Genomic DNA, 13246 nt, shown 5'->3' with positions numbered 1-13246 from the left:
TATAGGGAATGCTTTTAGTATATTTATTTACTAAATATTAGTGAGGATTTCCGGAAGAATTATATGGAGGATTTATGAAAGAACAAAAAGTAAAGAAACAGAAGACATATATATCTATTCGATTGAATATAATGTTCCTTTGCATATTTGTACTATTCTCAGCTATTATTATGCAGCTAGGAAAAGTACAAATCGTTGAGGGAGAGGCTTATAAGAACCAAGTGGAAAACAGTCAAAATGAAACAACTAGTATACCAGTTCCACGTGGACAAATTCTAGATCGAGAAGGGAAAACGGTCGTTAATAATAAATCTCTTCGCACAATTACGTATACAAGGGTGAAGGGGATTACGAGTGAAGATATTTTAAAAACAGCAAAAGAATTGGCGAAAGTACTTGAAATGCCCGAACAAGATATAAATAAGTTAACCGATATCGATAAAAAAGATTTCTGGATGCAATTGAATACGAAACGTGCGGAATCAAAAATTACTAAAAAAGATATAGGAAAGTTTAAAGAAAAGGGAATAGAGGGAAAAGAACTAGACAAAAAAATTCAAGACTTAAGACGAAGTCGCGTTACAGAAGTAGAATTGGCAGAATTAACAGCACAAGATTTAAAGGTGTTAGCTATTAAAAGTAAAATGAGTTCAGGTTATCAACTGACACCACAAATTATTAAAAAAGATGTGACAGATCAAGAATATGCGCGGATAAGTGAAAACCTTGCGGAGTTTCCAGGAGTAGATACAACAGTTGATTGGGAACGTAATTATGTAAATGGTAATTTATTTCGTTCCGTGTTAGGTAATATTACAAGTAGTGAAGAAGGACTACCGAAAGAAAACTTAGATTCTTATTTGGTACGTGGATATAACCGTAATGATCGTGTAGGAAAAAGTTATATTGAACAACGATATGAAGATGTATTACACGGCACAAAAGAAGAAGTGAAAAACATTACTGATAAATCAGGAAACATTGTTAGCGCAGAAATAATCTCTAAAGGAAAAAGTGGTAATAGTTTAACATTAACGATTGATATGGAATTACAAAAGAAAGTGGAAGAAAGTATAGAGAAAAATTTGAGAGCTTTTAAGAGTTCAGAGCCACTGTTGGACCGAGCGTTTGTCGTCATGACAAATCCAAATAACGGACAGATTTTATCTATGGCAGGCAAAAAGATTGTAGAAAAAGAAGGGAAAATAGAGATTGAGGATTTGGCATTAGGTAACATGACAACTTCGTATGAGCTAGGGTCAGCTGTAAAAGGCGCAACGTTATTAACTGGATATGAGACAGGGGCAATACAGCCAGGAGATCAATTTTATGATGCGCCGATGAAATTTAAAGGTACACAAGCCAAGAAATCATGGAATGTATCCGGATTTGGTAATATTAATGATTTACGAGCTTTACAAGTATCTTCGAATGTATATATGTTCCAGACAGCTTTAAAAATTGCGGGAGTTAATTACGTACCGAATGGTTCATTGGATATTAAACAAGAAGCATTTGATAAGATGCGTTATTATTTTAAACAATTTGGTTTAGGGGTACCAACAGGTATTGATTTACCGAATGAAATAATTGGGCAAACTAGAAAAGTAGACAGTCAACCTGGGTTTTTACTAGATTTTTCTATTGGTCAGTATGATACTTATACGCCATTGCAATTGGCACAATATATTTCAACTATTGCTAACGGTGGATATAGAATGCAACCCCAAATTGTACAAGAAATAAGAGAACAATCAATAAAAGAAGAGGAAGTTGGCAAAGTTATACGATCTATAGAGCCTGTCGTATTAAATCGAGTTGATATGAAGAAAGAACATATTGATCGGATAAAAGAAGGCTTTAGATGGGTATTCCAAGAAGGTGATGGAACTGGCGTGAAGTATTTCAAAAATGCTCCATACAAACCAGCAGGAAAGACAGGGACAGCTCAAACTGTATATGGTGGAGATGATCCAATTGGTAGAAATGCAAAAGGAGAACGTATGGAATGTTACAACTTAACATTAGTTGGATATGCTCCATATGATAATCCAGAAGTAGCATTTTCTGTAGTAGTCCCATGGCTTCATGATGATAAAAATGGAATTAATTCTATAATTGGAAAGGAAATTTTAGATGTATACTTTGATTTAAAAAAGCAACGTATACATGGTGAAGCTGCTAGTACAGATAGTTCGAATCAAAATTAGTAAAATTTGTGCACTTTTCTCAGGGGAAGAGACCCTGTTTATATAAAAGCCTTTATAAGTTAAAGAAAAAGGAAGATTTGAAATAAGAGATAGCAGCTATCATAGTTGCTATCTCTTACCTTTGTTAATATCTTGGCTACTAGTTAAAAAGGTTTTAAATTTATGGAACAAACTTGTTTCTTAGATGGTCTATTATGTGTACGTATAAAAACAAGTCTTCAAATAGGATACAGTGCATTGAATTTACTACTTGTTTTCAGTATTGAAAATTTGAAAGGAATGATGATTTTGAAAAACAAGAGGATGCTAAAAATAGGTATATGCGTTGGTATATTAGGTTTAAGTCTTACAAGTCTAGAAGCTTTTACAGGAGGGGCATTGCAAGTTGAAGCGAAAGAAAAGACCGGACCAGTTAAACATAAAAATCATGCGACGTATAAAGAATTCTCTCAACTTGAGAAAAAATTTGATGCTCGATTAGGTGTGTATGCTATTGATACTGGTACTAATCGAACAATTGCTTATCGACCTAACGAAAGATTTGCCTTTGCATCAACCTACAAGGCATTAGCGGCAGGAGTATTGCTACAGCAAAACTCAATTGAGAAATTAAATGAAGTTATCACTTATACGAAAGACGACTTAGTGGAATATTCACCTGTTACTGAGAAACATGTAGATACCGGAATGGTACTAGGAGAAATTGCTGAGGCTGCTGTTCGTTCCAGTGATAATACTGCAGGTAACATTTTATTTCATAAAATAGGCGGACCTAAGGGATATGAAAAAGCGCTTAGACAGATGGGTGATCGGGTTACTATGGCTGATCGCTTTGAGACAGAGTTAAACGAGGCTATTCCAGGAGACATTCGTGACACTAGTACAGCGAAAGCAATTGCTACCAATCTTAAGGCTTTTACGGTCGGAAATGCACTTCCAGCTGATAAACGTAAAATTCTTACAGAGTGGATGAAAGGAAATGCTACAGGAGACAAACTTATTCGTGCAGGCGTACCAACTGACTGGGTAGTTGGAGATAAATCAGGAGCTGGAAGTTATGGGACACGAAATGATATTGCTATCGTTTGGCCTCCGAATAGAGCACCCATTATCATCGCAATTTTATCTAGTAAAGATGAGAAAGAGGCTACCTATGATAATCAACTAATTGCAGAGGCAGCTGAAGTTATAGTTAAGGCTCTTAGGTGATAATCTCTCAATTCTTTATTTAATGTAATTGAAAATATGAACTTGGAAAGCGATTCTTTTTAATGTGAAAAGAATCGCTTTTTTGTATTCCTATAATGAATAGTAAGTATATAAGCGAAAATTATTATTTCATGGACAATTTATCCCCTAAAGTGCATGTGGGAAATTTTCTCCTGTGGTGTTCGTAGCAATATGATTATTATGTATACGATAATAATATTTTGGAGTAGTTAAGCTAGATACTCCTATATGGATATGTAATTTTACATATCCATATAAAAGACACATATGTGTTAATCACTATTAAATTATATTGAAATCATTTTTAGGTAAGGGATTCATATAGATTTAAGGGAATCAAAGAATTTTTATGTTTAATTATCATAGTATAATTATTTCACTTTATGAAATGAAATTTGTATTTAACTTTTTTAAATATAATATTTTTAAATTAGAATAATAAATATCTGAAAAATTAAATTTAATCAATGTGATTTTCAGGTTTACTTATGAAAAACATAGTGTTTAAAATGAGGGGGAAGTAAGGTCCTTATATTCTATCAAAAATAAATAAAAAACGAGATACGATTACTCTATCGAAAAAATTTCTATCCTCAAGTGTGTGTGATGAAATCCTAACGTTAGGTTGTACAACATTTACGATTAAAATTGTAAAAAACAATAGTGAAGAGGTGTACGGAATGAAGAATAAAATTATGACAGGATTTTTAATAACATCAATCGTTACTGGAGCGACTATTCCTATCAATACTCTCGCAATGCCAATCGTTCAGGCAGAAACGAAACAAGATAATATAGATATTTCCTCAGCATTACGAAAAATAGGTGCACACTCCAAATTAACACAAACCTTTATAGATGGAGCCTTAGCAAGTCCGAATGTGCAACTTGAAGAAGTTCCATCTTTAAATACAACTCAATTTCTAATTAAACAAGATATGAAAGAGTGGTCATCAGAACTATATCCAAAATTAATTCTACTAAATTCAAAAAGTAAAGGATTTGCAACCAAATTTAATAGCTATTATCCAACATTAAAAGGATTTGTAGATAATAAGGAAGATAAAGAAGGGTTTTTAGATAGACTGGAAGTTCTTCAAGATATGACTATAACAAACCAAGAAAACGTGCAACGTCAGATTAATGAGTTAACAGATCTTAAGCTACAGGTAGATAAGAAACTGAAAAATCTTGATACTGATGTGACAAAAGCGCAGAGTGTACTTAGTTCAGAGGGAACAGGAAAAATAGACAAGTTAAAAAATGAAATGCTAAATACAAAAAAATCAATTCAAAATGATTTACAGCAAATAGCATTATTACCAGGAGCTTTAAATGAACAAGGGCTAAAGGTATTCCAAGAAATTTATAGTCTATCAAAAGATATCATTGAACCGGCTGCCCAAACAGCGGTAGCAGCGTATAACAAAGGAAAAGAAATAAACAATGCTATTGTAGAAGCAGAGAAGAAAGCAGAGCAAGAAGCAACAGAAAAGGGAAAATCAGCTATAGAAATTGAAGCTGCCAAAAAAGAAGCACGTGAAGTAATAGAGAAAAGTAAAAAAGGTGAAATTGCTGCAGCTGCAGTTACAAAAACGAAAGAGTATGATCTTATGAAAGTGATTGATCCTGAAAAAATTAAAAAAACATATAGTACCTTTGCCGAAATTAATAAACTAACAGCAGAGCAAAGAGCATATTTAAATGATTTAGAGAAACAAAATCAGACATTATATGACTTAACAACTAAATTAACAGTAGCAGATTTACAAAAATCAATGATTCTTTTCATGCAAAATGATTTGCATACATTTGCTAATCAAGTAGATGGGGAAATTGAGCTAATGAAACGTTATAAAGAGGATTTGAATCTAATAAATAATAGTATTACAAAATTATTGACTGAAGTTGATACTAGTAACACTCAGTCTCAAAAAGATACATTAAGACGACTAAAAAATGTAACAAATCAACTCGAAGAACAAGTTTATAAATTTTAATATTAAGAATTTAGGTTTAGTAAAAAGATAATAACTCAATTGAAAATAAGGAGGAGAATCAAATAATGAAATTTCCATTTAAGGTCATAACTTTGGCCACTTTAGCAACGGTTATAACTGCTACGAATGGTAGTACTATTCACGCACTTGCACAAGAACAGACAGCACAAGAACAGAAAATAGAAAATTATGCGTTAGGACCTGAAGGGTTAAAGAAAGTGTTGGCTGAAACAGGCTCTCATATTCTTGTAATGGATTTGTACGCAAAAACAATGATTAAGCAACCGAATGTAAATTTATCCAACATTGATTTAGGTTCAGGAGGGGGAGAATTAATCAAAAACATTCACGTGAATCAGGAACTGTCACGAATCAATGCAAATTACTGGCTAGATACAGCGAAGCCAAACATTCAAAAGACAGCACGTAATATTGTAAATTATGATGAACAATTTCAAAATTATTACGACACACTAGTAGATACTGTAAAAAAGAAAGATAAGGCGGGCCTCAAAGAAGGAATTGGGGATTTAATCGGTACAATTCATACAAATTCAAATGAAGTTACGGAAGTTATTAAGATGTTAGAAGCTTTCAAAACAAAGTTGTATACAAATACTGTAGATTTTAAAAATAATGTTGGAGGTCCAGATGGACAAGGGGGATTAACGGCTATATTAGCGGGAAAACAAGCACTTGTCCCACAACTACAGGCCGAAATTGAGAATTTACGTTCTACGCAGAAAGCACATTTTGATAATGTATTAGCCTGGTCAATTGGTGGTGGATTAGGAGCAGCTATTTTAGTTATTGGAACGATTGCAGGAGCGGTAGTAATTGTTGTGACTGGTGGCACAGCGACACCAGCTGTTGTTGGTGGTCTAACAGCTCTAGGGGCAGCTGGTATCGGTTTAGGAACAGCAGCTGGTGTTGAGGCATCTAATCATATAAACTCCTATAATGAAATTTCGAATAAAATTGGAGAATTAAGTATGAAAGCTGATTTAGCTAACCAAGCAGTTATTTCACTTACTAATACAAAAGACACTTTAACATATTTGTATCAAACAGTTGATCAAGCAATTATGTCTCTAACAAGTATTCAGCAACAATGGAATACAATGGGAGCAAATTATAAAGATTTATATGATAATATCGATCAAATGCAAGAACATAAACTTTCGTTAATACCTGACGATTTAAAGGCTGCAAAACAAAGTTGGAATGATATTCATAAGGACGCAGAATTCATTTCAAAAGACATTGCTTTTAAACAAGAAAAAACAAACTAAAAATCAATATATATACATAGGAGGAATTAAAGTGAATAAAAACTTTCCTTACAAATTACTTGCTGTATCAACGTTTTTAACTTTGACAACAACTACTGTCGTTTCTCCAGTAGCAGCCTACGCAAGTGAAAGTAAAATGGAACAAACTAGTACTGAAGATATATTTCTTTCTGTAAACAGCGAAAAGATGAAAAAAGCTTTACAAGATGCTGGGGTATTTGCAAAATCCATGAATGATTACTCTTATTTGTTAATTAATAATCCAGATGTCAACTTTGAAGGAATTGATATTAAAGGGTATACAAATCTACCTAGTCAAATTCTACAAGATCAAAAGAATGCAAGAGAGCATGCTACGAAATGGGATTCACACATAAAAAAACAACTTTTAGATACACTGACGGGGATTGTAGAGTATGATACTAAATTCGACAATTATTATGACACATTAGTAGAAGCGATTAATGAAGGGGACGCAGACACATTAAAAGAAGGCATTACAGATTTACAAGGTGAGATTAAACAAAATCAAGCATATACACAGAATTTAATACAAGAACTAGCTAAGTTAAGAGATAGTATTGGAGAAGATGTCCGAGCATTTGGAGGTCATAAAAATATCTTGGAATCGATTTTAAAAAACCAAGCATCTGGAATAGATGAAGATGAAAAGCACCTAAATGATGTTTTAGAGCAAGTAAGACATTTTAAACAAGTAGAATCAGATGGAATAATAACTGTATCAGTTCCCTCTATTCCTACATGGATTGCCGGAGGTGTAATGATAGGTGTAGCAAGAGATAATTTAGGTACGTTAGAGCCATTATTAGCGCAATTACGTCAAACTATAGACTATAAAGTAACATTAAATCGTGTAGTCGGTGTTGCGTATAATAACATTAATGAAATGCACAATGCAATTGGGTCGGCTATTAATGCTCTTACTTATATGTCTGCACAATGGCATGATTTAGATTCTCAATATTCAGGAGTGCTTAGTCATATTGACAAAGCGTCCCAAAAAGCAGATCAAAATAAATTTAAATTCTTAAAACCTAACCTGAATGCAGCGAAAGACAGTTGGGAAACATTAAGAGCTGATGCGTTTACATTAAAAGAAGGGATAAAAACATTAAAAATGGATCCTGTTTCTTCAAAAAAATAGGGGAATGCGGTTTTTGTTACAAGGGCATTTATACAGTTATAAAATGATTTTTTGTTCTTTATAAATTGAAAAGACAGAGGTTTAATTAGGCCTCTGTCTTCTATTTTTATTGAAATATTTTTTAGTGTAGTGAAGTCTCTTACATTAAGAGTAAATAAATATATGTATAACTCCATCCTATATGTAGAAAGTAGTTATACAAGTTTAAAATTTTAAGGTGAATGATTTTTATGAATTTTTCCATAAATCCTAACCTATGATTAGTGAGCTTTATATTCTTATTTTACTAATTGAATACTTTTATACAATTAGATGGAAGTTAACGATACTGAATCAAAACATAATAGGTTGTTATTGATGAGTTTATCGCAAAGTTGTTATTTTATGTGTCATCAAATAACATTTATAAACAATTAGAAATAAAGAAAAGGAGATTATTATGAGAAAAAATAGAGTATTAGATACAACATAAATAGCGTAAATGATTTTTGGTGTAAAAACATAATAAATAAAATAATAATCCTTACATGCAATAAGGAAAAATGAGGGAGATAATATGGGGAATAATTCAAAATATAAAACTAGAAAAATACTTGCAGCTACTGCTACAGTAACTATGCTTGCGACTGGAATGATTTCTTCACCGGATGTCTTTGCAGAGGAAATGCAGCAGCAAAAAAAATTATCAACATCACTGCAAGAAGAAAAGTCAGTTAAATTAGAAAATAGAACATATACAGTCCCAGGAAAAGGGGATGTTGAGGTACTAAAACAACAGGAAAGAAAAAGTATGGCATTTAGTCCATATGAACCAACTGGTTTATATGCAAAGCCAAATGAACAAATAACAATTAATGTAGAAGGAAATCAAGATATTCAAGCATACATTGGAACGTATTCGTATGATGCTTCTTGGAGAGAAGATTCTAAAATAAAATCATTTACATTAAAACCGGGTATAAACACAATCCAATCTCCAAATGGGGGAATGATTTATTTTTATAATAAACAACAAGGTGGTACCATTCGAACAACAGTCACAACAGGTGGGACGACTACTCCTTTCTTTGAACTAGGAAAGCATACGAAACAAGATTTAATAAACATGCTGGACCAATATCCAAATGCACATGCAGTGGAGTTAAAGGGAGAACGTGTATTAATTACGGCTAGCCCTGCACGTGTTAAGAAATATTTGTTGGGTTCTAATACAGATCCTGTACAACTCTTAAAAAAGTTGGATGAAGCTACTCGAATTCAGGACAAAGTAGCTGGGTTATCCGAGGAACAAGCAGATAAACATTATATTCATTACGTAGAAGAAAATCATTCGCCCGATTATTATATGTATGCGTATCCTTATCGAACCGCTTATGTAGGAGATGCAATCCAATACGTGTTAGATATTAATAAATTTATAAAAGATGGCTGGGGTCCATGGCATGAGGCAGGGCATTTGAGACAACAATGGCCCTGGAATTTTTATAATATGACAGAAGTACAAAATAATATATACAGCCTTTCTGTAGAAAAAGCATTTAATCAACCATCCAATTTAGAGAAAAGTGGAATTTATCCAAAAGCGTTTCAATATCTAGAACAAACGAATAAAAATTATGACGAAATTAGTGATGTTTTTGTTAAGCTTGTTATGCTTTGGCAACTACAGTTAGCATATGGAGAGGATTTCCATCCTAAATTACATCAATTGTATAGAGACATGCCTTCAAGTGAACTTCCACAAACTGATGAAACGAAAAAACAATTATTTATGATTTCAGCATCAAAAGTAGCCAAACAAAATTTGATTCCTTTCTTTGAGAAGTGGGGATTACGTCCAAATAACGATACCATCCAAAAAGTGGCTGCATTAGGATATCCAATTTTAACAGCAGAGATTTGGAAGGGTACGGATTCTAATCCAATTAAACCAGATATGCCTAATGGAAATAATATTTTAGAAGGAAACAAGTTTGCATGGTCATTAAAAGGAATTAGTGATTTTGAGTTTGCTAAAGTCAATTTCAATAAGTCGACAGAAGAAATGCAAATCGACTTAAAAGAAGGCATACCGCATCATTATTTTAATGAAACATATGCGAGTATTAAAGTACAAAATGCATCAGGAAAAGTAGTATATAAGAAAGACATTTATGGAAACAAACAACAAAATGCTGAACTGCAAAAAGTTCCAGTCAAAGTAGGAGATTATATTGAGTTAACACATCTAGAAGGTGTGCATAGAGCAACTTTTATGAATGTCGATAATAGTAAACAAGAGAGCTTTGGAAAAAAAGCCATATACGAAGTTACAAAGGATGGCCTGAAAACAGTAAATCAAATTGTTAATCCGAAACCAGATACAGAGGCTCCGACACAGCCACAAGGATTATATGCAAGCAACGTTTCTTCTAACAGTGTAGAGCTAAAATGGAACCCTTCCACAGATAATGTAGGTGTAAAAGAATATCAGGTACTACGCGATGGACAATTGATTCAAACGGTACAAGGAACGACGTTTACTGATCAAAACTTAACAGCTAATAAGGAATATAAATATGCAGTGAAGGCTGTAGATGCAGCTGGAAATACATCAATTCAAAGTAACATTCTTCCGATAAAAACAAAGGATCAAAATGTATCTTATGAAAAATGGGATCCGAAGAAGGCGTATACAAAGGGTGACAAAGTAGAACATCAAGGGAAAGTGTATGAAGCTGTTCAAAATCATCAAGGAAATGGTGACACGAATTGGATATTTGCTTTATCGTTATGGAAACCAATTACAATCAAGTAATATGTAAGAATCAGATGTGAAGATAGAACAACATCCAGTAGTTTAAAGAATTACTGGATGTTGCTTGAATTTTGATAGATTTCTCTATTAAGTTAGTATTCAAAAATAAAAATAAGAAAAGGAAGTAGATTAGTGATTAGTCAGAAAAAAAAGAAAAGGTTTAATAAAGTTATTATAATTACCGCAGCATGTAGCATATTTTCTATGTTTGGAGCGTCTATTTCGCACACTAAAGCTGCAACACATTCAGCTGCTCCAGCAGTTTATGTCAGTCCCCAAAATATACCTGCCTCAGATATTATTAGTATAGACTGGTCACCAGTTCAGACTCCACCTTATACGTACTGGGCTGTACACAACTGGAATGCAGGTGGTGAAGCTGGAGGATATGCTGGTTTTCAACAACAAAGTGGGTTTGATGAAAATGGAAAACGTACTTTACATTTTGCTTTATGGGATCCAATTTCCTCTAAAGAAGCAATAAAGGCCGAATACTTATCTCCGAATTCGCAAGCTGGACCCTTTGGAGGAGAAGGAACAGGAATGAAGGTTCAAACAACTTATGGTTGGAAAGACTACAATTGGTACAGAATGACAATGCGTTCATGGCAAGAAAATGGTCATACTAAATTTGGACAATGGCTGAAAGATGTAACAAATAATAAATGGCATCAAATTGCAATTATGGATTTTCCTGTTGCTAATGTTGCATTTAATCATGGATTAGGAATGTTTCAAGAAGACTGGGCTGATAGTGGACAGAATGTTCGAGAAGCGCGCCTGAAAAATGGTTATAGCCGAAAGTTAGTAGATAAACAATGGAGTTCTTGGAATAATCAAAATATCTCAGGGACGCATGATAATACTTATCAATATGATGGAGGAGCCACTTCAGAATATGTATGGGTCAAAGCAGGAGGTAATACGCAGTCTACCATTGGATCAGGAAAAATATTCACGCTAAATCAACCTACTCAACCTGAAATAGGAAAACTAGATTTTGATATTCAATCTATATATTATGAAAATGAAAAATTAAATGTATCTTGGAAACTAAAAGAAAATAGTACACCGCAATTTAAGGGGAAAATTGAAATTTATAACAATGAAAATATGACGGGCCAACCTATTAACGTAATTGATGATATTAAATCTTATCAAAATGGAATCAGTCAATCTATATCATTATCAACAAATGCTTATGCAAAAATTGTATTAACGGATTTATTTGATCAAACTGTTGAGAAAAAGGTACAAATCAAAAATGAATCTCCAAACATTTTTGAAGGTAAAGGATTTGCATGGTCGCTGAAAGGGATTGGCGATTTTGAATTTGCGAAAGTAAATTTAAATAAATCAACAGAAGAAATGCAAATTGATCTAAAAGCAGGTGTACCACATGACTACTTTGATAGTACATATGCAAGTATTAAAGTGCAGAATACATCAGGTAAAGTGATCTATAACAAAGAGATTTATGGAAACAAACAGCAAAATGCTGAATCACAAAAGGTACCAGTCAAAGTAGGAGATTATATCGAGTTAACACATTTAGAAGGTGTGCATAGAGCTACTTTCACAAATGTCGATAATAGTAAGCAAGAGAGTTTTGGAAAAAAAGCCATATACGAAGTTACAAAAGAAGGTCTGAAGAAAGTAGAAAAAATGCCAGAAGCAACAATCTTAGATGGAAATCAATTTGGATGGTCATTAAAAGGATATAGTGATAGAGAAATTGCAAAAGTAGATTACGATAAAACGGCAGAAGAGATGAAGATAAAACTAGAAGCAGGTGTACCACATTCCTACTTTGCTAGTACGTATGCGAGTATTAAGGTCCAGAATTCTTCTGGAAATGTTCTGTACAATAAGGAAATCGTGGGAAATAAACAACAAAATGCTGAAAGCCAAACTGTGCCAGTCAAGGTAGGGGATTACATTGAATTTACCCATATAGAAGGAGAAGCAACAAAGGAGAAAACGCGAGCAACTTTAACTAACCTTGAAAATAACAAAAATGAAACCATTGGAAAGACAGCAAGGTATCAAGTTACAAAAGAAGGCCTGAAGAAAGTAGAGAAAATGCCAGAAACAACAGTTTTAGATGGAAATCAATTTGCCTGGTCTTTAAAGGGATATAATGATCGAGAAATCGCAAAAGTAGAGTATAACAAAGCAACAGAAAAAATGCAGATTAAAATAGAAGCGGGAGTACCCCATTCCTATTTTACTAGTACGTATGCAAGCATTAAAGTTCAAAACTCATCTGGCAATATTTTGTACAATAAAGAAATTGTAGGAAATAGACAACAAGCTGCTGAAAGCCAAACTGTTCCAGTCAAAGTAGGAGATTATATTGAGTTGACTCATATAGAGGGAGAAGCACAAAAGGAAAAGACACGTGCCACACTTACTAATCTTGAGAATAGTAAACAGGAATATATAGGAAAGAAAAGAATATATCAGGTTACCTCTATGGGATTATTAATAAAGTCATAGATTTCACTACAAAACTTAAATTATTGATTTATATATTATATAAAACTCTTAAC

7 protein-coding genes and 1 pseudogene are annotated in these 13246 nt (G+C 33.2%); 7 read left to right on the top strand and 1 reads right to left on the bottom strand.

Annotated features, from left to right (window positions below):
- Window positions 1-74: 74 nt before the first annotated feature.
- Entirely contained in the window at window positions 75-2210 is a 2136-nt protein-coding gene (locus QCI75_RS14640) for a peptidoglycan D,D-transpeptidase FtsI family protein (protein WP_144506524.1), read from the top strand.
- A 282-nt stretch (window positions 2211-2492) separates the two neighbouring features.
- Window positions 2493-3419: a class A beta-lactamase Bla1 gene (bla, locus tag QCI75_RS14635; RefSeq protein WP_425290582.1), complete on the top strand. Its 927-nt coding sequence runs from the start codon at window positions 2493-2495 to the stop codon at window positions 3417-3419.
- 19 nt (window positions 3420-3438) lie between these two features.
- Here the strand turns inward: bla and QCI75_RS30555 are convergent.
- A pseudogene (locus tag QCI75_RS30555) lies at window positions 3439-3513 on the bottom strand (undecaprenyl-diphosphatase); the annotation flags it as partial.
- A 607-nt stretch (window positions 3514-4120) separates the two neighbouring features.
- Between QCI75_RS30555 and hblC the strand changes: the two are divergent.
- The 5 genes from hblC (at window position 4121) to QCI75_RS14610 (ending at window position 13193) form a co-directional block, all read left to right on the top strand.
- Window positions 4121-5440 carry a hemolysin BL lytic component L2 gene (gene hblC / locus QCI75_RS14630; protein ID WP_353760748.1) on the top strand — a complete coding sequence of 440 codons (1320 nt, stop codon included), beginning with the start codon at window positions 4121-4123 and terminating at the stop codon, window positions 5438-5440.
- 62 nt (window positions 5441-5502) lie between these two features.
- Complete coding sequence (gene hblD / locus QCI75_RS14625) at window positions 5503-6732, top strand: hemolysin BL lytic component L1 (protein ID WP_353761543.1); 1230 nt, start codon at window positions 5503-5505, stop codon at window positions 6730-6732.
- Window positions 6733-6763: 31 nt separating this feature from the next.
- Window positions 6764-7897, top strand: a complete 1134-nt coding sequence (gene hblA / locus QCI75_RS14620; protein WP_144506521.1) for a hemolysin BL binding component B — start codon at window positions 6764-6766, stop codon at window positions 7895-7897.
- 556 nt (window positions 7898-8453) lie between these two features.
- Entirely contained in the window at window positions 8454-10694 is a 2241-nt protein-coding gene (locus tag QCI75_RS14615) for a M60 family metallopeptidase (RefSeq protein WP_144506520.1), read from the top strand.
- A gap of 132 nt (window positions 10695-10826) precedes the next feature.
- Window positions 10827-13193, top strand: coding sequence for a putative mucin/carbohydrate-binding domain-containing protein (locus tag QCI75_RS14610; protein ID WP_353760747.1), 2367 nt, complete (start codon window positions 10827-10829; stop codon window positions 13191-13193).
- Window positions 13194-13246 lie beyond the last annotated feature (53 nt).

It is taken from the genome of Bacillus cereus group sp. RP43 (genome assembly GCF_040459645.1).
Taxonomy (GTDB): Bacteria; Bacillota; Bacilli; order Bacillales; family Bacillaceae_G; genus Bacillus_A; species Bacillus_A mycoides_C.
The sequence above is the reverse complement of the archived record's forward strand: the minus strand, read 5'-3'. Positions and strand labels throughout refer to the sequence as shown.